The organism is Klebsiella sp. GL120222-02 (assembly GCF_003097195.1).
GTDB lineage: Bacteria > Pseudomonadota > Gammaproteobacteria > Enterobacterales > Enterobacteriaceae > Klebsiella > Klebsiella variicola.
Genome location: NZ_QEQO01000001.1, coordinates 324,270 through 348,540, shown reverse-complemented (window position 1 = coordinate 348,540; position 24,271 = coordinate 324,270). Strand labels below are relative to the sequence as shown.

27 protein-coding genes are annotated in these 24,271 nt (G+C 56.0%); 14 read left to right on the top strand and 13 right to left on the bottom strand.

All coding sequences use genetic code 11. The annotated features are described in order from the left end of the window. The first annotated feature begins 442 nt into the window (after positions 1–442). The gene (dtpA, locus tag N438_RS01720; RefSeq protein WP_012968048.1) at positions 443–1,948 is read left to right on the top strand and encodes a dipeptide/tripeptide permease DtpA; all 1,506 of its coding nucleotides are present in this window, start codon (positions 443–445) and stop codon (positions 1,946–1,948) included. 110 nt (positions 1,949–2,058) lie between these two features. After that, the gene (gene gstA, locus N438_RS01715) at positions 2,059–2,664 is read left to right on the top strand and encodes a glutathione transferase GstA (RefSeq protein WP_008804639.1); all 606 of its coding nucleotides are present in this window, start codon (positions 2,059–2,061) and stop codon (positions 2,662–2,664) included. 42 nt (positions 2,665–2,706) lie between these two features. Here the strand turns inward: gstA and pdxY are convergent, their stop codons facing one another. The 5 genes from pdxY to anmK all read right to left on the bottom strand — a co-directional run bounded on the left by pdxY (position 2,707) and on the right by anmK (position 7,281). Beyond that, complete coding sequence (gene pdxY / locus N438_RS01710; protein WP_008804638.1) at positions 2,707–3,567, bottom strand: pyridoxal kinase PdxY; 861 nt, start codon at positions 3,565–3,567, stop codon at positions 2,707–2,709. Positions 3,568–3,627: 60 nt separating this feature from the next. Further along, a complete protein-coding gene (tyrS, locus tag N438_RS01705; RefSeq protein WP_012968045.1) occupies positions 3,628–4,902 on the bottom strand; it encodes a tyrosine--tRNA ligase in 1,275 nt (424 codons plus the stop codon). A gap of 124 nt (positions 4,903–5,026) precedes the next feature. Beyond that, positions 5,027–5,683: a pyridoxamine 5'-phosphate oxidase gene (pdxH, locus tag N438_RS01700; RefSeq protein WP_032731006.1), complete on the bottom strand. Its 657-nt coding sequence runs from the start codon at positions 5,681–5,683 to the stop codon at positions 5,027–5,029. 57 nt (positions 5,684–5,740) lie between these two features. Further along, on the bottom strand, positions 5,741–6,064 hold the full coding sequence (mliC, locus tag N438_RS01695) for a C-type lysozyme inhibitor (RefSeq protein WP_032691200.1): 324 nt from the start codon (positions 6,062–6,064) through the stop codon (positions 5,741–5,743). A gap of 92 nt (positions 6,065–6,156) precedes the next feature. Further along, positions 6,157–7,281 carry an anhydro-N-acetylmuramic acid kinase gene (anmK, locus tag N438_RS01690; RefSeq protein ID WP_008804634.1) on the bottom strand — a complete coding sequence of 375 codons (1,125 nt, stop codon included), beginning with the start codon at positions 7,279–7,281 and terminating at the stop codon, positions 6,157–6,159. 268 nt (positions 7,282–7,549) lie between these two features. Here anmK and slyB point away from each other — a divergent pair, with 268 nt between their 5' ends. Continuing rightward, positions 7,550–8,017 carry an outer membrane lipoprotein SlyB gene (gene slyB, locus N438_RS01685; protein ID WP_008804633.1) on the top strand — a complete coding sequence of 156 codons (468 nt, stop codon included), beginning with the start codon at positions 7,550–7,552 and terminating at the stop codon, positions 8,015–8,017. Positions 8,018–8,237: 220 nt separating this feature from the next. Further along, positions 8,238–9,599, top strand: coding sequence for a GGDEF domain-containing protein (locus tag N438_RS01680; RefSeq protein ID WP_038422652.1), 1,362 nt, complete (start codon positions 8,238–8,240; stop codon positions 9,597–9,599). A gap of 35 nt (positions 9,600–9,634) precedes the next feature. On the opposite strand, the gene slyA is transcribed toward N438_RS01680, so the two are convergent. Then, positions 9,635–10,075 (bottom strand): transcriptional regulator SlyA, encoded by a 441-nt coding sequence (slyA, locus tag N438_RS01675; RefSeq protein WP_008804631.1) that lies wholly within the window; start codon positions 10,073–10,075, stop codon positions 9,635–9,637. Positions 10,076–10,247: 172 nt separating this feature from the next. Between slyA and N438_RS01670 the strand changes: the two genes are divergently transcribed. From N438_RS01670 to N438_RS01660, 3 genes are read left to right on the top strand one after another with little or no spacing between them, the layout of a single operon-like run. Beyond that, positions 10,248–10,484, top strand: coding sequence for a DUF1656 domain-containing protein (locus N438_RS01670; RefSeq protein ID WP_004143834.1), 237 nt, complete (start codon positions 10,248–10,250; stop codon positions 10,482–10,484). Between the two features lie 10 nt (positions 10,485–10,494). Beyond that, complete coding sequence (locus N438_RS01665) at positions 10,495–11,391, top strand: HlyD family secretion protein (RefSeq protein ID WP_012968041.1); 897 nt, start codon at positions 10,495–10,497, stop codon at positions 11,389–11,391. After that, positions 11,391–13,415: an FUSC family protein gene (locus N438_RS01660; RefSeq protein WP_023297740.1), complete on the top strand. Its 2,025-nt coding sequence runs from the start codon at positions 11,391–11,393 to the stop codon at positions 13,413–13,415. The genes N438_RS01665 and N438_RS01660 overlap by 1 nt, the downstream gene beginning before the upstream one ends. Here the strand turns inward: N438_RS01660 and sodC are convergent. The 3 genes from sodC to N438_RS01645 form a co-directional block, all read right to left on the bottom strand. Beyond that, positions 13,408–13,929: a superoxide dismutase [Cu-Zn] SodC gene (gene sodC / locus N438_RS01655; protein ID WP_008804628.1), complete on the bottom strand. Its 522-nt coding sequence runs from the start codon at positions 13,927–13,929 to the stop codon at positions 13,408–13,410. The genes N438_RS01660 and sodC overlap by 8 nt on opposite strands. Before the next feature lie 69 nt (positions 13,930–13,998). Further along, complete coding sequence (locus N438_RS01650; protein ID WP_008804627.1) at positions 13,999–14,895, bottom strand: aldo/keto reductase family oxidoreductase; 897 nt, start codon at positions 14,893–14,895, stop codon at positions 13,999–14,001. Positions 14,896–14,943: 48 nt separating this feature from the next. After that, positions 14,944–15,186, bottom strand: coding sequence for a DUF1289 domain-containing protein (locus tag N438_RS01645; RefSeq protein WP_008804626.1), 243 nt, complete (start codon positions 15,184–15,186; stop codon positions 14,944–14,946). A 139-nt stretch (positions 15,187–15,325) separates the two neighbouring features. Here N438_RS01645 and N438_RS01640 point away from each other — a divergent pair, with 139 nt between their 5' ends. From N438_RS01640 to rnt, 4 genes are all read left to right on the top strand, one after another. After that, positions 15,326–15,925: a TetR/AcrR family transcriptional regulator gene (locus N438_RS01640; protein WP_008804625.1), complete on the top strand. Its 600-nt coding sequence runs from the start codon at positions 15,326–15,328 to the stop codon at positions 15,923–15,925. Between the two features lie 53 nt (positions 15,926–15,978). Further along, a complete protein-coding gene (locus N438_RS01635; RefSeq protein WP_012968038.1) occupies positions 15,979–17,076 on the top strand; it encodes an alkene reductase in 1,098 nt (365 codons plus the stop codon). Between the two features lie 78 nt (positions 17,077–17,154). Beyond that, entirely contained in the window at positions 17,155–17,562 is a 408-nt protein-coding gene (gloA, locus tag N438_RS01630; protein WP_002907764.1) for a lactoylglutathione lyase, read from the top strand. Between the two features lie 137 nt (positions 17,563–17,699). Beyond that, positions 17,700–18,347, top strand: coding sequence for a ribonuclease T (gene rnt / locus N438_RS01625; protein WP_008804623.1), 648 nt, complete (start codon positions 17,700–17,702; stop codon positions 18,345–18,347). Between the two features lie 47 nt (positions 18,348–18,394). Here the strand turns inward: rnt and N438_RS01620 are convergent, their stop codons facing one another. Further along, positions 18,395–18,742, bottom strand: a complete 348-nt coding sequence (locus N438_RS01620; protein WP_002907768.1) for a Grx4 family monothiol glutaredoxin — start codon at positions 18,740–18,742, stop codon at positions 18,395–18,397. 340 nt (positions 18,743–19,082) lie between these two features. Here N438_RS01620 and N438_RS01615 point away from each other — a divergent pair, with 340 nt between their 5' ends. Beyond that, positions 19,083–19,955, top strand: coding sequence for a C40 family peptidase (locus tag N438_RS01615; protein WP_012968037.1), 873 nt, complete (start codon positions 19,083–19,085; stop codon positions 19,953–19,955). On the opposite strand, the gene N438_RS01610 is transcribed toward N438_RS01615, so the two are convergent. After that, complete coding sequence (locus N438_RS01610; protein WP_008804621.1) at positions 19,910–20,395, bottom strand: AraC family transcriptional regulator; 486 nt, start codon at positions 20,393–20,395, stop codon at positions 19,910–19,912. The two genes, N438_RS01615 and N438_RS01610, sit on opposite strands and share 46 nt — an antisense overlap. Before the next feature lie 482 nt (positions 20,396–20,877). On the opposite strand from N438_RS01610, the gene sodB reads away from it, so the two are divergent. Then, positions 20,878–21,459: a superoxide dismutase [Fe] gene (gene sodB / locus N438_RS01605; RefSeq protein WP_002907771.1), complete on the top strand. Its 582-nt coding sequence runs from the start codon at positions 20,878–20,880 to the stop codon at positions 21,457–21,459. Positions 21,460–21,521: 62 nt separating this feature from the next. Here the strand turns inward: sodB and N438_RS01600 are convergent, their stop codons facing one another. Further along, on the bottom strand, positions 21,522–22,688 hold the full coding sequence (locus N438_RS01600) for an MFS transporter (protein WP_002907773.1): 1,167 nt from the start codon (positions 22,686–22,688) through the stop codon (positions 21,522–21,524). A 167-nt stretch (positions 22,689–22,855) separates the two neighbouring features. Then, positions 22,856–22,948 carry a YnhF family membrane protein gene (locus N438_RS01595; protein WP_012968036.1) on the bottom strand — a complete coding sequence of 31 codons (93 nt, stop codon included), beginning with the start codon at positions 22,946–22,948 and terminating at the stop codon, positions 22,856–22,858. 292 nt (positions 22,949–23,240) lie between these two features. Between N438_RS01595 and purR the strand changes: the two genes are divergently transcribed. Continuing rightward, positions 23,241–24,266: an HTH-type transcriptional repressor PurR gene (gene purR, locus N438_RS01590; protein WP_004202888.1), complete on the top strand. Its 1,026-nt coding sequence runs from the start codon at positions 23,241–23,243 to the stop codon at positions 24,264–24,266. The last annotated feature ends 5 nt before the right edge of the window (positions 24,267–24,271 follow it).

The following is a 24,271-nucleotide window of genomic DNA, read 5'->3' as shown; positions in this document are numbered from 1 at the left end:
ATTTGTGATCGAGATCATGCTCGCAACTTTATGTTGATTATATGTTGTGAAAATGAAAACAAATGTCAGGCAATACAACGATTGAGCAAAGATTACCAGGATAATAGACCATTAATTTTTAGGATAATGGACCATATCACTACCAATGAGGTCAATCAGTAGAATATATCGCCTTTTTAACGAAATCAGACTGATGAAAAAGATAAAAGTAGCAATCATAACGAAACGGTGAAATTTAACTCTGGATAACATTCAGATGTCCGGAGCATTATGCCATCCACATTATGTGTAACAGTTTATTACAAAGGCCTTGCCTGATGCGCCAGGATAGTGAACATTACCTGCCGTTTTCCCTCCCAAAATAACTATAAAGGCGGCGGTCCAACGAGATTGCGCCCCGAACACCCCCCAGTAAATATGGGATGTAAAAAAAGAGGTATATGTGTCTACTGCAAACAATAAACCAGCAGAAAGCGTGAGTCTGAACGCTTTCAAACAACCACGCGCGTTCTATCTCATTTTCTCGATCGAGTTATGGGAGCGTTTTGGTTATTACGGCCTGCAAGGGATCATGGCCGTTTACCTGGTAAAACAGCTGGGTATGTCGGAAGCGGATTCCATTACTCTGTTCTCCTCCTTTAGCGCGCTGGTCTATGGTCTGGTTGCTATTGGCGGCTGGCTGGGCGATAAAGTGCTGGGCACCAAACGTGTCATCATGCTGGGCGCTATCGTGCTGGCCATCGGCTATGCGCTGGTGGCCTGGTCCGGCCATGATGCTGCCATCGTCTATATGGGTATGGCGACCATCGCCGTCGGTAACGGCCTGTTCAAAGCCAACCCGTCCTCCCTGCTTTCTACCTGCTACGACAAAAACGATCCCCGTCTGGACGGTGCATTCACCATGTACTACATGTCCATCAACATCGGTTCGTTCTTCTCGATGCTGGCAACCCCGTGGCTGGCTGCTCGCTTCGGCTGGAGCGTGGCGTTTGCCCTCAGCGTGGTGGGGATGGTGATCACGATTATTAACTTTGCCTTCTGCCAGAAATGGGTAAAACAGTACGGTTCGAAACCGGACTTTGCCCCAGTGCACATGGGCAAACTGCTGGCGACCATCGCTGGCGTGGTGGTGCTGGTCGCCATCGCCACCTGGCTGCTGCACAACCAGGGCATCGCACGTATGGTGCTGGGCGTCGTCGCACTGGGTATCGTCGTGATTTTCGCCAAAGAAACCATCGGTCTGAAAGGTGCCGCGCGTCGTAAAATGATCGTCGCCTTCCTGCTGATGGTAGAAGCGATTGTCTTCTTCGTGCTGTACAGCCAGATGCCAACCTCTCTGAACTTCTTCGCGATTCGTAACGTTGAGCACTCGATCCTCGGTCTCGCCTTCGAGCCGGAACAGTATCAGGCGCTGAACCCGTTCTGGATCATGATTGGTAGCCCTATTCTGGCAGCCATTTATAACAAGATGGGCGACCGCCTGCCGATGCCGCACAAGTTCGCTATCGGCATGGTACTGTGCTCCGGCGCGTTCCTCGTCCTGCCTTTAGGGGCGAAGTTCGCCAGCGACGCCGGCATCGTCTCGGTTAACTGGCTCATTCTGAGCTACGCGCTGCAGTCTATTGGTGAGCTGATGATTTCCGGCCTCGGCCTGGCGATGGTCGCTCAGCTGGTTCCGCAGCGTCTGATGGGCTTCATTATGGGCAGCTGGTTCCTCACTACCGCCGGCGCGGCGATCATCGCCGGGAAAATCGCCAACCTGATGGCGGTGCCGGAAAACGTCACCGATCCGCTGGTGTCGCTGGAAGTGTACGGCCACGTGTTCCTGCAGATTGGTATCGTCACCGCGGTTATCGCCGCCCTGATGCTGCTCACGGCGCCGAAGCTGAACCGTATGACTCAGGACGACAGCGCGGACCTGAAAGCACGCGAAACCGCGGCAGCCTGACGCCGCAGGGAAAACCAATTATTTTTAAGCCGCTAACGTTAGGTTAGCGGCTTTTTTTTTACCCCTGGCGGGACTAACATACAGAAAACTGCAGCCACGAGGAGTTACGCATGAAACTGTTCTACAAACCCGGCGCCTGTTCCCTGGCCTCGCATATCGCCCTGCGCGAAAGCGGCCTGGATTTCACGTTGCAGAGCGTGGACCTGGCCAAAAAACGGCTGGAAAACGGGGATGATTATCTGCTGATCAACCCGAAAGGTCAGGTGCCGGCGTTGCTGCTGGATGATGACATCCTGCTCACTGAGGGCGTGGCTATTATGCAGTACATCGCCGATCAGGTGCCGGACCGCCATCTGCTGGCGCCAGTGGGCTCCATTGCCCGCTACCAGACCCTGGAGTGGCTGAATTACGTGGCCACCGAGCTGCATAAAGGCTTTACCCCGCTGTTCCGCCCGGATACCCCGGAAGACTATAAGCCTGTCGCGCGGGCGTTGCTCGAGAAGAAACTGCAGTATGTTGATACGTCGCTGGAAGATAAACAGTGGCTGACCGGCCATCGCTTTACTATCGCCGATGGCTATCTGTTCACCGTGCTGCGCTGGGGCTATGGCATAAAACTGGATATGGCTGCCTATGGTCATATCGACAGCTGGATGGCGCAGGTGGCAGCGCGTCCGGCGGTGGCGGCCGCACTGGCGGCTGAAGGCTTAAAATAAGGCCTGAACCTGCCCGGCGGACCGTCGGGCAGGCCCGGGGAGTTACAGCCGGGTGGCGCTGAAGCAGTGCTCCGGTACGGCAATGCGATCCTGCGCCGCCACCACCTGCAGTTCATACTCTTGCATGTTTTTGGTGGTGAGCATGATCTCGTACACCGCGGCGGTAACGTGCTCAAGCGCATCGCGCAGGCTGGCACCCTGCAGCAGTTTCACCAGCAGCAGTCCACTGGTCACATCGCCGACGCCAACCGGCTGACGCAGGCCAAAATCCACCAGCGGCCGACTGATATGCCAGGCTTCTTCGGCCGTCACCAGCAGCATCTCAAAACGATCCATGCTCAGACCGGCGCGGGAAAGATGTTTAACCAACACCACCTCCGGCCCCTGGGCAATCAGCTCCCGCGCAGCAGCTACCGCTTCGCTGACGCTGGCGACCGGATGACCGCACAGGATCTCCAGTTCAACCAGATTCGGCGCAATAATATCGCTGGCCGGCAGCGCATAGCGCACGTGGAATTCCGCCACGCCGGGCGCGACGATACACCCTTTCTCCGGATGGCCCATCACCGGGTCACAAAAGTACTTCGCCGCCGGATTGGCCGCTTTCACCTGACGCACGATACCGAGGATATGCTCGCCCTGTTCAGCGGAACCGAGGTAGCCGCTCAGAACCGCATCGCAGGTCTGCAGCTTGTCGATGTCGGCAATGCCCTGGACGATCTCCGTCAGGTGTGAAGGCGGCATCACGCAACCGGTCCATTTACCGTATTGCGTATGGTTGGAGAACTGAACGGTATTCAGGGGCCAGACATTGGCGCCCAGACGGCGCATCGGAAACTCGGCGGCACTGTTGCCGGCGTGGCCAAACACAACGTGAGACTGAATGGCGAGGATGTTCTTCATTTTCTTACCACAACCCTAAAAAGAAAAAGGGCGTGGTTTCCCACGCCCTGGTTTTATTTTTTATTTCCAGCAGACCAGGCAGTAATTCTTTTTACCGCGACGCAGTAAGGTGTAGCGGCCGAACAGACGGTCGCTGTCGCTGAATACATATTCCGGGTCGGCCTGTTTTTCACCGTTGATGGTCACCGCGTTCGAGGCAACGGTTTTACGCGCCTGACCGCGGGACGGCTGCAGCTCGGAATCCACCAACGCCTGCAGGAGATCGGCGCCTTTTTCCATTTCGATCATCGGCACGCCATCCTGCGCCAGCTGTTCGAAATCTGCTTCGCTCAGGTCGCTCAGGTTACCGTTGAACAGGCTTTCGGTAATGCGCTTCGCCGCTTCCAGGCCTTCTTCGCCGTGGACCAGGCGCGTCACCTGCTCTGCCAGCACGTACTGGGCGCGCGGCGCTTTACCGCTGTTTTTGTCTTCTTCTTCCAGAGCATTGATCTCCGCCATGTCCATAAAGGTGAAGAACTTGAGGAAGCGATAGACATCAGCATCCGCGGTGTTGATCCAGAACTGGTAGAATTTGTACGGACTGGTTTTCTTCGGATCCAGCCACACGGCGCCGCCTTCGGTTTTACCGAATTTGGTGCCGTCTGCTTTGGTGATCAGCGGAACCGTCAGGCCAAACACTTGGTTCTGGTGCAGGCGACGGGTCAGATCGATACCGGAGGTGATGTTGCCCCACTGGTCGGAGCCGCCGATCTGCAGCGCTACGCCGTGCAGCTTGTTCAGGCAGGCAAAGTCGTACCCTTGCAGCAGGTTGTAGGAGAACTCGGTAAAGGAGATACCCTGATCGTCACGATTCAGACGCTGCTTCACCGCTTCTTTGTTGATCATCTGGTTAACAGAGAAGTGTTTGCCGATATCGCGCAGGAAGGTCAGCACGTTCATGCTGCCAAACCAGTCATAGTTGTTCGCCGCGATCGCCGAGTTGTCGCCACAGTCAAAATCAAGGAACGGGGCCACCTGTTTGCGGATTTTATCCACCCACTCCTGCACGGTATCCTCGGTATTTAGCTTACGCTCAGCGGCTTTAAAGCTTGGGTCGCCAATCAGACCGGTTGCGCCACCCACCAGCGCTACAGGTTTATGACCTGCCTGCTGGAAGCGTTTCAGGCATAACAATGGAACAAGATGCCCCAAATGCAAGCTGTCAGCGGTAGGATCGAAGCCGCAATAGAGCGCGATCGGGCCTTGCGCCAGTCGCTCTGCTAACGCTTCCTCGTCCGTCACCTGGGCTACCAGCCCCCGCTCTTGCAATTGTTTAATCAAGTTACTGCTTGCCATCAAATTCTCCATGTATAAACGACTGCACCTCTGCCGGTACACGACTTTTCGCCAGATGCGAAAAGTACATAGAATAAAGCGCCGGCCCTTTCAGCGCCAGCGCTTCGATAACTAATTTCGGCGTTTACGGTGCCAGGCGGTCTATTTTCCAGGCGCCATTATCACGCTGGTATAAAAAGCGGTCATGCAGCCGATGTTCGCCCCCCTGCCAGAACTCCATCTGCTCGACGCTGACGCGGAATCCGCCCCAGAAACTCGGCAGCGGCACTTCCCCCTGCTGGAATTTCTGCTTCAGCTCGAGGAATTTGCTCTCCAGGATCCCGCGGGCGGAAATGCGACTGGACTGCTGGGAGACCCAGGCGCCGATTTGGCTATCGCGCGGACGGCTGTGGAAATATTTGACCACCTCCAGCGTCGACAAGCGCTCCGCTTTGCCGATCACCATCACCTGGCGCTCCAGCATATGCCACGGAAACAGCAGGCTCACCTGGGGATTTTTTTCAATCTGATGGGCTTTGCGGCTGCCAAGGTTGGTATAAAACACCAGCCCTTTTTCATCGTAATGCTTCAGCAGCACAATACGCTGGTAAGGTTGGCCGCGCTCATCAACGGTAGCAACCACCATCGCGGTCGGGTCTGCGAGTTTCGCGTCACAGGCCTGACGCAGCCAGCGTTCAAACAGCGGCAGGGGTTCAGCAGGAAGATCGTGGCGACGCAAACCGCCACGGGTATATTCACGGCGCAAGTGCGCGATTTGCTGGAGTTCGTCGTTATCAGACATGGCCATTGAGGATGTAGTCATAAGGTGGCGTTATTGTGCGCCCCCCCGACAGAAATCTCAACGTTTGGCCGTCTGCAGCTGACAGTTATCGAGGATGATGCGATCGCGTTTATAGACGGTAGCGGTATCGCCCTTCGACCAGAAGACGTAGACGCCGTCGGTGTAGCGCGCCCCCGAAGCCGACAGCCCCTCAGCCAGGTTCAGTTGCTGATTATCATAGATAAAACTCACCTGTTGGCGGGTGTTATTGCGATGGACCGTTAACGGTTTCTGGTCGCATTGATACTCCAGCGTGTCCGTCTGCATCCGCTCGACAAACTGGTTGTAGTAGCTACAGCCCGCCAGCATAAAAGGTACAACTGCGATAAGAATTTTTTTCATTCGTTTGCCTTCGACTTTCCCGGTCACGGAGGGCACTCCGCCCTCCGCTTAACTTGTCCAGTTTACCGGTCGCGCCGTGTTTAAGATTTCAGTTAACTCCGATTCTGCGGCGGGTTAGCCGGGAAAATGGCGCCCAGCACCGTGGCTTCGCTGGCGCCGGTCACTGAGGGAAGATTACCCGGCAGCCCAGCCAGCGTGCGCCAGGCCAGCCAGGCAAAGGCCAGCGCCTCCATATCATCGCCGCTGATCCCCGCCTCATCGGTGGTGGAGACTTCGGTTCCCGGCAGCAGTGCCGCCAGGCGCGCCATTAACAAGGGGTTACGCGCGCCGCCGCCGCACACTAACAAACGCTCGCAGCCGCCGCTTAACAATACCTGCTCACTGATGGTCACAGCGGTTAATTCCGCCAGCGTGGCCTGCACATCCTGCCCACGCAGTCCCGAATAACGGGCCAGATGTTTTTCCAGCCAACCGTAATTGAAATATTCACGACCGGTGCTTTTCGGCGCCGGTAAAGCAAACCACGGATCGCTCAGCATGTCCTGCAGCAGCGGCAGCAGCACTTTACCTTCGCTGGCCCACTGGGCATCCTTATCATACGGTTTACCCTGCTGACGCCAGATCCAGGCGTCCAGCAACATATTTCCCGGCCCGGTATCATAGCCGCGCACCGGCTGCCCCGGCACCAGCAGCGACACGTTGGCGATGCCACCGATATTCAGCACCATCCGCCGTTCAATGGGATGCGCCAGCAGCGCATGATGAAATGCCGGGACCAACGGCGCCCCCTGCCCGCCAAGCGCCATATCACGCCGGCGAAAATCCCCCACCACCGTGACTCCGGTATGCGCGGCGATCTGGTTGTTGTCGCCGATTTGCAGCGTGTGCGGCGCGTCGCCTTGCGGTTCATGCCATACGGTCTGTCCATGGCAGCCGATAGCGATAACGTCGGTGGGCTTGAGATTTTCCTGGCGCATCAGCGCCAGTACGGCATCGGCAAACAGCCGCCCCAGACGAGTGTCCAGACGCCCCAGTTGTGAGAGGGTCAACGACTGGCCCTGGCAAATCGCGAGGATCTCTTCTTTTATTGGGTGTGGTATGGGCCAGGTGAGACTGGCCTGCTGCGCTACGATGTTTTCGTTGATGGCGGCCAATACGACATCGATACCATCAAGGCTGGTACCGGACATAACGCCAATAAAGCGACCCGATCTCATACGTTTTTCCTTCATTCCATGACCCTCGTATACGCCTCACTCCACCATAAAGCGCCCGCTAATGCTATGTTGTTATAATACTTTTTAACAATAGAGCGACATTTCAGAGAACACCGTAAAGAACCGGCGTTTAGTTTAGGTTGAAGCATCATTAATTATTATTTTTTGTATAGTCAGGGCGGAAGCTATGCCCGCCGGCGACTAAATGCCATATAATTAACCGTATGGACGTTCAATTGAACACCTTCGGTGAACAGGAGATTCATAAATGATTTTACGTGTTTTGGCTGTATCGATGATTGGTTTTACGCTCGCAGGCTGCGTGAGCAGCAGCGGCCTGTCCGGCGACGTTTATTCCGCATCTGAAGCCAAACAGGTGCAGAGCGTAACTTACGGTACGATTGTGCATACGCGCGCCGTGCAGATCCAGAGCGGCGACGACAGCAATGCCATCGGCGCCATTGGCGGTGCAGTGCTCGGCGGGTTCCTCGGCAACACCATCGGCGGCGGTACCGGACGCTCTCTTGCCACCGCGGCTGGCGCGGTCGCGGGCGGCGTCGCAGGCCAGGGCGTTCAGGGTGCAATGAACAAAACCCAGGGCGTAGAACTGGAAATCCGTAAGGATGATGGCAACACCATTCTGGTGGTGCAGAAACAGGGCAGCACGCCGTTCTCTGTGGGTCAGCGCGTCGCCATTGCCGGCAGCGGCAGCCAGGTCACCGTTTCTCCTCGATAACACCCCTTGCGATGCGGCCCGTTGCGCCGCATCGTATTTTTCAGCCGCGGTTATTCCACCGTAATAGATTCGTATTAGCAATCAGATATATTATATTCAAGTAGTTCATCAATCATTGCGCCTGCGCAATATCTTATCTCACCGCCCCCACTACTCTCAGATTGTCATAATACTTTGTCGACTGAACGTCGCTGTTGCTTTTCTCTCTGGGATCTTGCCTATGCTCAAACATGTCAATCATGTTGCTAAACGTTTTATTATATATGTTTTTATTTGCTTACTGGCCGGGTTCGGCATTGCCGGAGTGACCGCTTTTTTTCATACCAGTTTCAGCACTACCTCATCAATATTATTTCCTCTACTGACCAGCTTTCTGATGGTCTTTCATATTACTATTGCCTGTTTTATGGGCATGAAATACTGGAGCAACAAGCGCCGCCTGTACCTTACACCTGTTGCTTTCGGCTTTGCCTGTTCAGCGCTGCTGATGCTGGGAACCCTCAGCAGCTATCCGGACTGGCTTACCTGCAGCACGACCCCGGTCATTAATCAAAATGACGCCGTTATCTATTATTTCTTCCGCAATATAATGATGGCTGTATTATTCATGTCATCTATTGTTTTGTATTACTTCCGCCAGCGCATCATGCACTCGCTGAAAGCACACATAATTACATTCGCGGCATGTATTGTTTTTACATTAACAATTATTTTTTTATCGTGGATGTACTCCAGCCACTCGCCGTGGCTGAGCCTCAATTTTATCGACGATCTTAGTCATACCTTCACGCCGCTGTGGCAAAGTATTATCGGCTGGCTGCTGATGGCTATCTGGTTTATCACGCTTATTTTATTAATTAGCCTGAGTAAATTACGCAATATTTTCTGGTTTAGCGGCGCTTTTTTTTGCAGCGCTTATCTTTACACCCTCTTCCAGCTAGTCTCCACCGCCGGGGACCTCGATCAGACCTGGTACCAGGCGCGTTTTTTCGAAACGCTTTGTACCCTGTTCCTGATTCTGGTGCTGCTGGTCGACGTCTTTATGCTCTACCGTGAGTCTAACCATAAGTATGTCAACTCGTACCAGAACTCGATTCGCGACCCGTTGACCCGGCTTTATAACCGCAGCTTCTTCTACGACACCCTGAACCAGCAGCTGGCGAAGGTAAACCCCCAGCATCCGCTGTCAGTGATTATCAGTGACCTCGATCATTTCAAACGCATCAATGATAACTATGGCCACGTCGCCGGCGACAAGGTGATCCAGTTTGCCGCCTCGGTACTGGAGAACCATTCGCGCGCGGATGACGCTGCTGCCCGCATTGGCGGTGAGGAGTTTGCCCTGCTGCTGGTCAACACCGCCGAGAAAGACGCCCTGGCGATCGCCGAGCGTATCCGCCTGGCCGTCAACGCTGAGCAACACCCTCTGCCGGAGCGAATGACCATCAGTATGGGGTTGTATACGACGCGCGATAGAAGCGTGAGCGCAGAAACGTGCGTCGAGCGCGCAGATGCGGCCATGTATGAAGCGAAAAACAGCGGGCGTAATCGGGTGGTGGTCTGGCGTCACCCTGGCGACTAAAAAAACGGCCCGGGGCAACCCGGGCCGCTAAAAAATTAATCTTTTGCCTGGAGATCGAGGATATTTTGTTCAAGTTTACGAATTAAGTGGAGCAACGTTTCCACTTCCTGCTTTGAGACCCCCGACAGGATTTCATCGCGGGTCTTGCCTATCACCTCTTCCATCTCATTGATCAACGGTTCAGCTTTTTCAGTGAGCTTGATGCGTTTGGCCCGCCGGTCGCTTGAACAGGTCTGGCGAGAAATAAGCCCTTTCTCCTCCAGCTGATCGAGCGTGCGCACCAGCGACGGCTGTTCAATGCCGATGGCTTTCGCCAGCTGGATCTGCGACTGCTCAGGCGGCAGCTGGTGGATGTTATGCAGCGTGACCCAGTGAGTCTGCGTTAACTCCAGAGGTTTCAGGCGATGGTCGATTAGCGCGCGCCAAACGCGGACTAAACGTGCCAGATCAGAACCAAGTGGCGATTCCAATTTCATCTCCTTATAATTAGCTTGCTAAGTTATTATACTGATTTTAGAATAGTGTGCAGCATTTGAATTATCAAAACAAATGAATTACTTGATTCAACAAAAACCAAAACAATGATTTACACTGTTATAGCGTAGCACGCTCTGAGGTTACCCCTGTAATGGCAAAGGATTTTTGCTTGTGAAACTGAGTCTTAACACATCCGGATTGCCGCTGCAGGACCTGGTGTTCGGCGCGTCCGTCTATTTCCCTCCGCTGTTCAAAGCCGTCTTATTAGGTTTTTTTATCTGGTTGTTTTTACATCGTCAGCTGCGTGACTGGATGTATGCCGGCGACATCTGGCATCCCCTGCTGATGGATCTCTCGCTGTTCGCGCTCTCGGTCTGTCTGGCCCTGGTGTTACTGATTGCCTGGTGATGTCCTTGCTATGAAAAAACTAAAATATCTGTCAACGCTGTTGGTTGCGGCCATCGCCCTGATCGCCGCATGGCTGTTATGGAATTTCTACACCCAGTCCCCCTGGACCCGCGACGGCAAAGTGCGTGCAGAGCAGGTCGGGATCACCCCTCAGGTCTCCGGTAGCATTCTGCAGTTGAACGTGACGGACAACCAACGGGTCAACGCCGGGGATGTTCTGTTCACTATCGACGACACCCCCTACCGTATCGCCGTGCTGAACGCCCAGGCGCAGCAGGCGAAAGCGCAAGCCGAGGTGGCGAAAGCGCAGGCTGAGCAAACGAAGGCCGCCAGCGAGGCACGTCGTCGTCGCAACCTGTCGCAGAATGCGATCTCGGCTGAAGATCTTGAGAACGTCAACACCGCGCTGAATACGGCCACCACCAACCTGGCGGCCGCCAGAGCGGGACTGGGCGTCAGCGAAGCGATGCTGAAACATGCGCAATGGCAGCTAAGCCAAACAACGGTCAAAGCGCCAGTGGACGGCTGGGTGACCAACCTCTCCACCCGCGTCGGCGATTACGCCACTACCGGCCACCCGGTCTTTGCTCTGGTAGACAGCCACTCGTTTTACGTGCTGGGCTACTTTGAAGAGACTAAACTGCGTCATATCCGCATCGGCGATCCGGCGCAGATTATTCTCTACAGTAATCAGCAGACGCTGCACGGGCATGTCGCCAGCATCGGCCGGGCGATTGTCGATCAAAGCGTGGAACAGGGAACCGGGCTGGTGGCCAACATCAAACCGAATATCCCCTGGGTACGCCTCGCGCAGCGCGTTCCGGTGCGGATTGCCTTTAATGAGCTACCGGCGGACGTCACTCTGGTCTCCGGCACCACCTGCACTGTCTCGATCGGCGGGCAGTAATGAATCTGCAGGCCCTGTCGTGGCGCACACTGCCCTGGGTTAAAGCCACCCGTCCACAGTGGCGATACGCGTTGCGTAATGGCATCGCTATGTGTCTCGCGTTAAGCATCGCCTACGCGCTGGATCTCGATGAGCCGTACTGGGCGATGACCTCCGCGGCAGTGGTCAGCTTTCCCACCGTCGGCGGCGTGATCAGTAAAAGCTTTGGCCGCATCGCCGGCAGCCTGCTCGGCGCCTGCGCCGCCCTGCTGCTGGCGGGCCATACGCTGAACGATCCCTGGCTGTTTCTGTTCAGTATTTCCGGCTGGCTGGCGCTGTGCACCTGGGCCTGCGCGCTGTTCACCAACAACGTGGCCTACGCCTTTCAGCTTGCCGGCTATACCTGCGCCATCATCGCGTTTCCGGTGATTAACATCAGCGACAGCTACGAACTTTGGGTGATCGCTCAGTCGCGCGTCTGCGAAGTCATCGTTGGGATCCTCTGCGGCGGACTCATGATGATGATCCTGCCCAGCACCTCCGACGGCAGCAACCTGCTGACGGCCCTGAAAACCATGCACGCCCGGCTGCTGGAGCACGCCAGCCTGCTGTGGGTGCCGGAGACGACGGATGCCATCCGCACCGCTCACGAAAGCGTGATTGGTCAGATCCTCACCATGAACCTGCTGCGCATCCAGGCCTTCTGGAGTCACTACCGCTTCCGTCGGCAGAATCCCCTGCTGAACTACCTGCTGCATCAGCAGCTCCGAATGACCAGCGTCATTTCCAGTCTGCGACGTATGTTGCTGAACTGGCCGGACGCGCCGGCGAACACTCGTCAGGTGCTGGAGTCGCTGCTTGCTGAACTCGCTGCTCCCCATGCTGACAGCTATCATGTCGCCCGCATTCTGGCGCCTCTGGCGCCGCCGCCGGATGCCGATTACCGTCATATCGCCTTTTGGGCGCGACTGCGCTATTTCTGTCGCATTTATCTGGAAAGCAGTCGCTGGATCCGCCGGGTAGAGAATGCGTCGGCGATCGCCGAGTTCAACGTACCTTCGGCGCCAGCCCTGGCCCGCCACACCGACCAGGCAGAGGCCTTGCTCAATGGCATCCGTACTTTTTGCGCGCTGGTGGCGATTGGCGCATGGGGGATCAGCACCCAGTGGACCAGCTGCGCGGCTGCCCTGACCCTGGCCTCCATCTGCTGCGTGCTCTATTCGGTCTCGGCTTCGCCGTTTCGATCGCTGACGCTGCTAATGCAGACCCTGGTGCTGCTGTCGCTGTTCAGTTTTGTGGTGAAGTTCGGCCTGATGGTGCAGATAACCGACCTGTGGCAGTTTCTGCTATTTCTGTTCCCGCTGCTGACCACCATGCAGTTGCTCAAGCTACAGTGGCCCAAATATGCCGGCCTGTGGGGACAGCTTATCGTGTTTATGGGCTCGTTTATCTCCGTCACCAATCCGCCGGTGTACGACTATGCGGCTTTTTTCAATGATAACTTAAGCAAGATTGTCGGCGTGGGCTTTGCCTGGCTGGCTTTTGCGGTGCTCAGTCCGGGATCGGATGCCCGCAAAGGGCGACGCCATATCAGAGCGTTACGGCGTCACTTTGTCGATCAGCTCAGCCGACATCCCCAGCACAGCGAACATGAATTTGAATCGCTGGTGTACCACCATGTCAGCCAGCTCAGTCAGAGTAAAGATGCCCTGGCACGGCGCTGGCTACTACGTTGGGGGGTGGTGCTGCTCAACTGCTCGCACGTCGTCTGGCAGCTTCGGGAATGGGAAACCCGCTCCGATCCCCTCGCCCAGGTGCGCGACCTGTGCATCAATTTGCTGCGCGATGTGATGAGCGAGCGCGGCGTGCAGCAGCGCCCGCTGGCCTCCACCCTGCAGGAGCTGCTGCGGATCTGCGACGTCCTGAACCACCATCATCAGCCAGCGGCCCGGGAGCTGGCCGCCGCAATCTGGCGACTGTATTGCGCCCTGTCACAGCTGGAACAGGCCCCGATCGCCGGCACGATTGGCGAAAAGACTACTTAATCACCCCGCAGGCAAACCGCTCGCCGCCGCCGCCCAGCGGCTGCGGGTTGTCGGCCATATTATCCCCGCCCACGTGGACCATCAGCGCTTTCCCCTTCACCTCATCCAGCGTTTTCAGACGTGGGGCAATAATTGGCTGGTCGGCCACGCCCGCGTCGTTGACCACCAGCAGAGGCAAATCGCCAAGATGCCCGGTGCCCAGCGGCCCTTCGTGTTTCCCGGTATGTTGCGGGTCATAATGTCCGCCCGCCGCCCCGGCGGCCACCGCTTTGCCCTCTTTCATCGCCGGCTGGCAGCTGCCTTCGGCATGAATATGAAAGCCGTGCTTGCCCGGCGGCAATGCCCGCAGTTCGGGGGCGAACTCGAGGCCGCGGTCGGTTTCGGTGATTTTTACACTGCCGATGGACTGCCCGACGCCCTGGGGGGTCACGAGATTAAGTTGAACATCTTCACTGACGGCCTGTGCGCCAGCGCAAAATGCGAGGGATAAGATCGCGAGAATACATCGTTGCATAACACCTCCGGATGGCTGTCTCCCTGTTAAGTGTAAACCAGGAACGCCTTTCCGGAGGCGAAATGCCCGTTACGGTACGTCGTAACCGAGCGCGGCTTTGCGGATACGGAACCACTGCTGACGGGTCATGCTAAGTTTTTCGGCCACGATCGCGGAACGCACGCGTTCGATTTTGCCCGAGCCGATAATCGGCAGCGGCTGCGAGGGCAGACGCAATATCCAGGCGTAGACCACCTGCTCGATGCTGTCGGCATTGAGCTCATGCGCTACCTGCGCCAGCTCATCGCGCAGCGGCTGGAAGCCCTCTTCATTGAACAGGCGTCCGCCGCCAAGGCAGGACCACGCCATCGGACGAATACGCAGCTGCTGCAGCTGATCGAGCGTGCCGTCGAGCAGCAGCGGCTGATGCACCGGCGAGATTTCGACCTGATTGGTGGCCAGGGTAAACGGCAGGCGCGACTGTAGAAGAGTGAACTGGGCTGGGGTAAAGTTAGATACGCCAAAGTGGCGCACTTTTCCGCTGTGATGCAGCGCGAGGAACGCCTCAGCCACTTCATCGGCATTCATTAGCGGATCCGGCCGATGGATCAGCAGCAGATCGAGATGGTCCGTCGCCAAATTACGCAGCGATTGCTCAGCGCTCAGCACGATGTGGTCGCGGTCGGTGATATAGTGGCCGATGGTGTTTTCAGCCCGCGCCCGGGTGGCGATGCCGCATTTGCTGACAATTTCCATGCGATTACGCAGATGCGGCGCCAGCTTCAGCGCTTCGCCAAAGGCAGCCTCACACTGATAATCGCCATAGATATCGGCGTGATCGACAGTGGTTACGCCTAAATCGAGATGCTGTTCAATAAAGCTGACCAGCTCGCCTGGCGACATTTTCCAGTCCATCAGACGCCAGTAGCCCATCACAAAACGCGAAAATTCCGGCCCCTGGGGAGCCATAGCAATACGCTGAACCATAACCGCTTCCTCAATAAAAAAGTGTACTGAGTATACGTACTTTTTGGTTTAAAACAGTGAGGGTTGCTGCGGTTCTTCCGCCGGTTCCGGCTTGTTCGCGCGTATTTTGCGCAGCAGCCGTTGGCGGCAGAGACGCAACACCTCCTGTTTCTGCGCATCGCTCATCGTTTGCCAGTTAAAACGTTCCTCACGGCTGCGGAAACAGCCGCGACAGTAGCCGCGCTCGTCGGTCTGACATATTCCCCGGCACGGGCTCTGCACCGGGAAAAACTCTAACTGCTCTGCCACCACACGCCTCCTGTCCCCTCGTCTCCTTTCATTGAAGACGTTTCCCCGCGCCGACGCAAATTTTGTTCACTACGTGCTGCGCCAGCTAACATTTTTCCGCCGACGCTTGCATTAGACCAATCGGTCTACTACAGTGTGCTCCATGAACAGACACAGCGAATGCGATACCCGAGAACATATCCTGGTCACCGGCGAGCAGCTCTGCATGCATCGCGGTTTTACCGGAATGGGCTTGAGCGAACTTCTGAAGACGGCGGAAGTGCCTAAGGGCTCTTTCTACCATTACTTCCGCTCTAAAGAAGCCTTCGGCGTCGCGCTGCTTGAACATCACTACACCGGATATCTGCAGCGCCTGGTCGACCACTTCGATCATGGCGACGGCAACTATCGTGACCGCCTGCTGGCTTATTATCAGCACACGCTGAATCAGTTCTGCCAGCAGGGGATTATTAGCGGCTGTCTTACCGTCAAGTTGTCGGCAGAGGTTTGCGACCTGTCGGAAGATATGCGTACCGCCATGGACCATGGTGCCAGTCAGATTATCGCTCTGCTGGGCGACGCGCTGGAGAAAGGACGTCAGGAAGGCAGTCTGGCGTTTGACGGCGAGGCCATGACCCTGTCGCAGGTGCTGTATTCCCTGTGGCTCGGGGCCAACCTGCAGGCCAAAATTACGCGTAGCGCAAGGCCGCTGGAAAGCGCCCTTGCCCACGCCAAACAGATTATTGCGGCGCCTGCGGTATAACAGGCGTTTTTATTTCATCAGTTACTAGACGACCGGTCTACTCAGGAGTCACTATGTCGGAAGCAAAATTATTCAGCCCGTTGAAAGTCGGTGCGGTCACCGTCCCTAATCGCGTATTTATGGCGCCGTTGACGCGTCTGCGTAGCATCGAGCCGGGCGATATCCCTACCCCGCTGATGGGCGAATACTACCGCCAGCGCGCCAGCTCCGGCCTGATCATCACCGAAGCGACGCAGATTTCTGCCCAGGCCAAAGGCTATGCCGGCGCGCCGGGCCTGCACAGCCCGGAGCAGATTGCCGCCTGGCAGAAAATCACCGCCGGTGTTCATGCGGAAAATGGCCGTATCGCCGTCCAGCTGTGGCACACCGGGCGTATTTCCCATAGCAGCCTGCAACCTGGCGGCGGCGCGCCGGTAGCGCCTTCCGCGCTGAGCGCCGGTACTCGCACCTCCCTGCGCGATGAAAACGGCCATGCTATTCGCGCCGACACCTCGATGCCGCGTGCCCTGGAAACCGAAGAGATCCCGGGGATCGTCGACGATTTCCGTCAGGCGGTCGGCAATGCCCGTGACGCTGGCTTCGATCTGGTTGAGTTGCACTCGGCCCACGGCTATCTGCTCCACCAGTTCCTCTCGCCGTCGGCGAACCAGCGTACCGATCAGTACGGCGGCAGCGTGGAGAACCGTGCCCGTCTGGTACTGGAAGTGGTCGACGCCGTGAGCAAAGAGTGGAGCGCTGACCGGATCGGCATCCGCGTGTCGCCGATTGGCAGCTTCCAGAATGTGGATAATGGCCCGAACGAAGAAGAAGACGCGCTGTATCTGATTAGCGAACTGGCGAAACGCGGTATCGCCTATCTGCACATGTCCGAGCCGGACTGGGCGGGCGGCAAGCCGTACAGCGAAGCCTTCCGTCAGAAAGTTCGCGACCGCTTCCCGGGCGTGATCATTGGCGCTGGCGCCTACACGGTAGAAAAAGCTAACGATCTTATCAATAAAGGGCTCATTGATGCTGTGGCCTTTGGCCGCGATTACATCGCCAACCCGGATCTGGTGGCCCGTCTGCAGAAAAAAGCGGCGCTCAACCCCCAGCGCCCGGAAACTTTCTATGGCGGCGGCGCGGAAGGCTACACCGACTACCCTACGCTGTAATCCCTCCATTGATAGCGGCGACGTATCGCCGCTATACTCAAGGTTCTGATCTATCAAATAAACTGCATAGGGGACATTATGCGCTTACTCCACACCATGCTGCGCGTTGGCGACCTGCAACGTTCTATCGACTTCTATACCAACGTGTTGGGCATGAAGCTGCTGCGCACCAGCGAAAACCCGGAGTACAAGTACTCCCTCGCCTTTGTCGGCTACGGCGAAGAGAGCGAAACCGCGGTGATCGAACTGACCTACAACTGGGGCGTGGACAGCTATGAGCTGGGCACCGCCTACGGCCATATCGCGCTGAGCGTCGACAACGCCGCCGAAGCCTGCGAACGGATCCGCCAGAACGGGGGCAACGTCACCCGTGAAGCCGGCCCGGTAAAAGGCGGCACCACCGTCATCGCCTTCGTGGAAGATCCGGACGGTTACAAAATCGAGCTCATTGAAGAGAAAGATGCCGGCAAAGGTCTGGGCAACTAACGCTTCCCGAGCCAGGCCTCTTTAATGCCATGGCTCGCCCGGGCGCTGCGGCGCCCGTTGTTTTCACCCCTGCCTGCTGCAAGCCGCGGCAAAATTTGCCATAATGCGCGCTACTTTTTTCCAGCTAAGAGAATCTGATGTCCGAGAATGCTCAACTGAATGGTCTGTGCGACCGTTTCCGCGGTTTTTATCCGGTGGTGATTGATGTTGAAACCGCAGGATTTAATGCCAAAACCGACGCCCTGCTGGAGATCGCCGCCATTACGTTGAAGATGGATGAGCAAGGCTGGCTGATGCCCGATGAAACGCTGCATTTCCATGTTGAACCTTTCGAGGGCGCCAATCTGCAGCCCGAAGCGCTGGCCTTTAACGGAATCAACCCGCACGACCCGGAGCGCGGCGCCGTCAGCGAATACGATGCCCTGCATGCCATCTTCAAAATGGTACGCAAAGGGATGAAAGAGAGCGACTGCAGCCGGGCGATCATGGTGGCGCACAATGCGACCTTTGACCACAGCTTCACCATGACCGCCGCCGAACGCGCGGGGCTTAAACGCAATCCGTTCCATCCGTTTGTTACCTTCGACACCGCCGCGCTGAGCGGGCTGGCGCTGGGCCAGACGGTGCTGTCGAAAGCCTGTATCGCCGCGGGTATGGCGTTCGATGGCGCGCAGGCCCACTCCGCCCTGTACGATACCGAGCAGACGGCGCAGCTGTTTTGTGAGATTGTGAACCGCTGGAAGCGTCTGGGTGGCTGGCCGCTGCCCGTGGCCACCCCGGAGTGATAAAAAAAGCGACTTCCAGGAAGTCGCTTTTTTACGGATGGCGGGAATTACTCCGCTTTCGGCTCGTCGGTGTGGTACTTCGCCGCCGTCTCTTTGATCAGCTGCTGCAGTTCACCGCGCTGGTACATTTCGATGACGATATCGCAGCCGCCCACCAGTTCACCGTCTACCCACAGCTGCGGGAAAGTCGGCCAGTTGGCGTATTTAGGCAGCTCGGCGCGGATATCCGGGTTCTGCAGAATATCAACGTAAGCAAAACGTTCGCCACAGGCGGACAGCGCCTGAACGGCCTGGGCAGAGAAACCGCAGCTTGGCAGCTTCGGCGACCCTTTCATGTACAACAGGATCGGGTTTTCAGCGATTTGGCGTTGGATCTTTTCTAAAGTCGAGCTCATTGTCGTGCTTCCTTAAACTTCTTTCTACGGCAGTAACTTGTCATTGTAGCGTCCTGTAGGCAGGACGGATAATAACATTTTTTTCACTATTCATATTTTATCTTCTGTTGCGCGAAGTTGCCTTAAAAATATCATTTTGCCGTCGCAGGCGGGCGCTCATTGCGCATTTTCTGTGCGAGGCGGTCAATGTCTGACGCGTTTTCTTGCAATCGTTAACCAATCGACATTTTTGATACAAAAGAATATTAACTTTCCGGGTTTTTATGCTTTAGAATCATTCCGGTTTGTCATTCATCGTCAGGCATTTGTACATGTCTGTAATTAATCAGGGGATTGCTCAGTGGCGCGGCTAAACAAAATCGCGATATCGCTCTGTGCATTACTGTTCACATCTATCTCATTCACGCCACTGGCTCAGGCGTCAGGGCATACGCACGCCTCCGCTTCGCCAAAGGCGTTGCCCGCGAAAAGTGGCTCAGAGCGCAAGAAAAAAGCTACCAGTCAAAAAAGTAAAACCACCGCTAAAACCACCAGTAAAAAGTCCTCGAGCACCCGGCTCCCTTCCCGCACTACCGCAGCAAGCCAAACCGCACTTCATCGTCAGGCCGCCGGCGCGACGAAAAAATGCGTGCTGCGTAAAGGTTATAAAAAGCAGTGCGCGAAAACGGTCGCCGCCAGCGCCGAGCCGACCCTGGCGCTGAACAGCGTCAAAAGCAAATGCGTGGTGCGTAAGGGCTATAAAAAACGCTGTAAACCTGAGGCCAGCGATGCGAATTTAACGATCGCTGACGCCCATAAAGTCCGGGTGCAGAAAGCGCAAAGTACCGCCATGAACAAATTGATGGGCCAGTTGGGTAAACCCTATCGCTGGGGCGGCACCTCGCCACGTACCGGCTTTGACTGCAGCGGACTGGTTTATTACGCCTATAAGGACCTGGTCAAAATTCACATCCCGCGTACGGCTAATGAAATGTACCACCTGCGCGATGCGCGTCCGGTGGATCGTGATGAACTGCAGAGCGGCGATTTGGTCTTCTTCCGCACCCGCGGACGCGGTACTGCCGATCACGTTGGCGTCTACGTCGGCAACGGGAAATTTATTCAGTCACCACGCACAGGTCGTGATATACAAATCACCTCCCTGAGCGAGGATTACTGGGTTCGCCATTATGTTGGCGCTCGTCGCGTCATGACGCCGAAAACCATTCGCTGATCCTGGTCTGCCGCTACGGCGGCAGACCGCCTCACCTGCGCGTCTTTCCCTTCTACCGTCAAAGGATACTGCATATTCATCTCCTTGCCCGGCGCTTCCCGACGATAGCGGGTGGGCGACATACCAAAGTGACGGTGAAAGGTCCGGCAGAAAGCGGCCTGTCCGTCGTATCCCAGGCACTGAGAAATACTCTGTATCGACGCTTGCGTCTGCGTTAAATAGATTGTCGCAATGGTCATTTTTCGCCGACTGACGTAGTTCGCCAGCGTGCAGCCGGTCACCATGGCGAACTGCCGCTGGAAATACCAGTGCGAATAACCGGACTTTTTCGCAATCGTGCTGACCGGCAGGGTGTCTAAAATATGGGCTTCGATCCAGTCAACGATCCCCTGTACAACCGGGATCATCTTCGGGCTCACCACCTCACCTGTTTTTGCCATCGTAGCCATCCTGTGGGAAATTCATGTCGGCGGTCATATTTGTCATACAAATAGCAAAATAGACAATGAATTATTGGCATAGCGGCGATTGCCTGGGCGCATATTTTAATTAAACCATTAATTTTAAAGACATATCACCCTCAACCATGATGCGCGGCTGCGATCGTCAGAGAAAAACAGAAGACGTTAAACCTTCCCTGCGAGAGTCGGAAAAGCGCAGACGGCGTCTCCTTATACATTTTTGCAACATCTGCGAGCGGTTTGACGCCTCGCCCCGTAGAAAACGGTTAAGCCTTCATCAGTTGCGCCTGCGGCAATAGCCTTTATCGTTGTAAGGCTTTTCACTGCTTGCGGCAAATGTTAACATTCTCAATACAATAACAGCCCGTGACGCGACAGCGTCGGGTGGCCAGAACACGATTCAGGCGAAAGCCTCATCTTGTCAATGTGAGCTAAAACAAAAAGTTATAAGGAGAGTAGCAATGTCGTTTGAATTACCTGCATTACCATATGCAAAAGACGCCCTGGCGCCGCACATTTCCGCAGAAACCCTGGAATATCACTACGGTAAACACCACCAGGCGTATGTCACTAACCTCAACAACCTGATCAAAGGCACTGCGTTCGAAGGCAAATCTCTTGAAGAGATCGTCCGCACTTCTGAAGGCGGCGTATTCAACAACGCAGCCCAGGTCTGGAACCACACCTTCTACTGGAACTGCCTGGCGCCGAATGCCGGCGGCGAACCGGAAGGCGAGTTAGCGGCCGCGATTGCCAAATCCTTCGGCAGCTTTGCGGATTTTAAAGCCAAATTTACCGATGCCGCAGCGAAAAACTTCGGCGCGGGCTGGACCTGGCTGGTCAAAAATGCCGACGGCAGCCTGGCTATCGTCTCCACCAGCAACGCCGGTACCCCGCTGACCACCGACGCGAAGCCGCTGCTGACCGTTGACGTCTGGGAACACGCCTACTACATCGACTACCGCAATGCCCGTCCAAGCTACCTGGACCATTTCTGGGCGCTGGTTAACTGGAAGTTTGTTGCGGCCAACCTGGCGGCATAAACGACAAACCGCAGCAGGGTCTCCCCGGCTGCGGTTTTTTTTAGCCCTTCCCTACACTCGCGTTACTGGCTGGCAAAGGCCTCTTCCGGCTGCGCTCGTCCGCTGAACCAGACCAGCAGCAGCGCCAGACCGGCGATAATCGCCCCCATCACCGGCACAAACGCATAGCCCAGTCCGCCAGAGATCACCGCCCCACCGGCGGCGGCGCCCAGCGCGTTGCCGAGGTTGAACGCGCCGATATTCACCGAAGAAGAGAGCCCCGGCGCTTCATGCGCCACGCGCATGACCCGCATCTGCAGCGGCGGAACCACCGCAAAGGTGGCTGCGCCCCAGACAATCATGCTGATGGCCGCTCCAGCCTGGGATTGCGCCAGCAGCGGGATCGCCAGCATGATCGCCATCAGCAGCAGCAGAAAGCCTTTCAGCGTGCCAGAGACCGACCGGTCGGCGAATTTGCCGCCCAGATAGTTGCCCAGCGAAAAACCAACGCCAATCAGCACCAGCATCGCGGTAATAAACAGCGATGAAGCGTGGGTCAGCGTATTGAGCACTGGCGAGATATAGGTATACAGCGTAAACATTGCCCCGGCACCGAGCACGGTAGTCAGCAAGGCGGAGAGTACCTGCGGGCGTAGCAGGACTGAAAGCTCTTTTTTGACATCCGGGCGCTCACCGGCGCTGCCCTTCGGCAGAGAGAACCACAGACTGACCATCGCCAGCAGGCCTAACCCTGCGGTGGCCAGGAAAGACATCCGCCAGCCGATGGTTTCGCCAAGCCAGGTGGCCGCCGGTACACCGCCGATGTTGGCGATGGTGAGCCCCATAAACATCGTGGCTACCGCGCTGGCCTGCTTATGCTTTGGCACGACGCTGGCTGCGACCACTGACCCCAGGCCAAAGAAAGCACCGTGGTTGAGGCTGGTAATAATGCGCGACAGCAGCAAGGTGGTGTAATCCGGCGCAATGGATGACAACAGGTTGCCGACGGTGAAGATCCCCATCAGAAAAATCAGCGCATTGCGCCGCGCGCGATGTGACAACAGCAGGGTCATCAACGGCGCGCCGACCATGACGCCGATGGCATACGCACTGATCAGCATTCCCGCCACTGGGATTGAGACGTCCACACCTTTCGCAATCACCGGCAGCAATCCCATTGGGGAGAACTCCGTGGTACCGATGCCAAAGGCGCCGATCGCCAGCGCAAGTAAAGGAAAGTTGATTTTCATTCAATGACTCCATCAGACCGTCAGAGACGACGGCGTAACATCAGAAGTCAAAAGCATGACATCAATCACAAAAAAACAAAAGTGAACGAAATGACAAAAGATTTTTGCAGAATTGATAATAATGGCGGGATACGGGGAGGAGGCCGCGCTCCTCCCTCACTGGAACATTAGTGCAGTATGGCGGTCAGGCTGAAAGCGACGATCACGCCGAGGGCAATAACCGTGGTGATCAGCGAAAACTTTAAATTGGTATCCATCATTTTTCCCTCTTGTTATCCCCACACCAAAAGTGAGCTTGCTCATTTTTGCACAAAAAATCGCAAAAATCTTCCGGGATTTAGGGCGATGCACATTTTTGCTCTTCCACTTTGCCCCAAGATCGGACAAAATCCCACGCTAATTTAAAAGCGTATCGGCCATTGACCCCTTCCTGTCGTTCTGTGTCGTTTTCCCGACGTGATGCAATGTTGAAAATTGTATTCAGGGTGTGTGTAGGCAAACGTTTACGTATCGATGATCAGGCGATCAGGTCAAGGCATGGAGTGAGATGTAATGGCAACTATTAAAGATGTAGCGAAGCGCGCAAACGTTTCCACTACAACTGTATCACATGTAATTAACAAAACCCGTTTCGTTGCCGAAGAGACGCGCAATGCGGTGTGGGCGGCGATTAAAGAGCTGCACTACTCGCCGAGCGCCGTGGCCCGCAGCCTGAAAGTCAATCATACAAAATCGATTGGTCTGCTGGCGACCAGTAGCGAAGCCGCCTATTTTGCTGAAATTATTGAGTCTGTTGAAAAGAGCTGCTTCCAGAAGGGCTACACCCTGATCCTCGGCAACGCATGGAACGATCCGGAAAAACAGCGCGCCTATTTGTCGATGATGGCACAGAAGCGTGTCGACGGCCTGCTGGTGATGTGTTCCGAATATCCGGATTCGGTATTGAGCATGCTAGAAGAGTATCGCCATATCCCGATGGTGGTGATGGACTGGGGCGAAGCAAAAGCCGACTTCACCGATGCGGTGATCGATAACGCCTTCCAGGGCGGCTATATCGCCGGACGCTACCTGATTGAACGTGGCCATCGTGAAATCGGCGTGATCCCGGGTCCGCTGGAGCGCAACACCGGCGCAGGCCGCCTGGCCGGCTTTATGCAGGCGATGAAAGAGGCGCATATCAGCGTGCCGGAAAACTGGATTGTGCAGGGCGACTTCGAGCCGGAGTCCGGCTACCGTGCTATGCAGCAGATCTTAAGCCAGCAGCACCGTCCGACGGCGGTGTTCTGCGGCGGCGATATCATGGCGATGGGCGCTATCTGCGCGGCGGATGAAATGGGGCTGCGGGTGCCGCAGGACATTTCGCTGATCGGTTATGATAATGTGCGTAACGCCCGCTATTTCAGCCCGGCTTTAACCACTATTCATCAGCCGAAAGATTCCCTGGGCGAAGCCGCATTTAACATGCTGTTGGATCGTATCGTTAATAAGCGTGAAGAGTCGCAGTCTATCGAAGTTCATCCTCGTCTGGTCGAACGCCGCTCCGTGGCGGATGGCCCGTTTGTCGATTATCGTCGGTAAGGCAT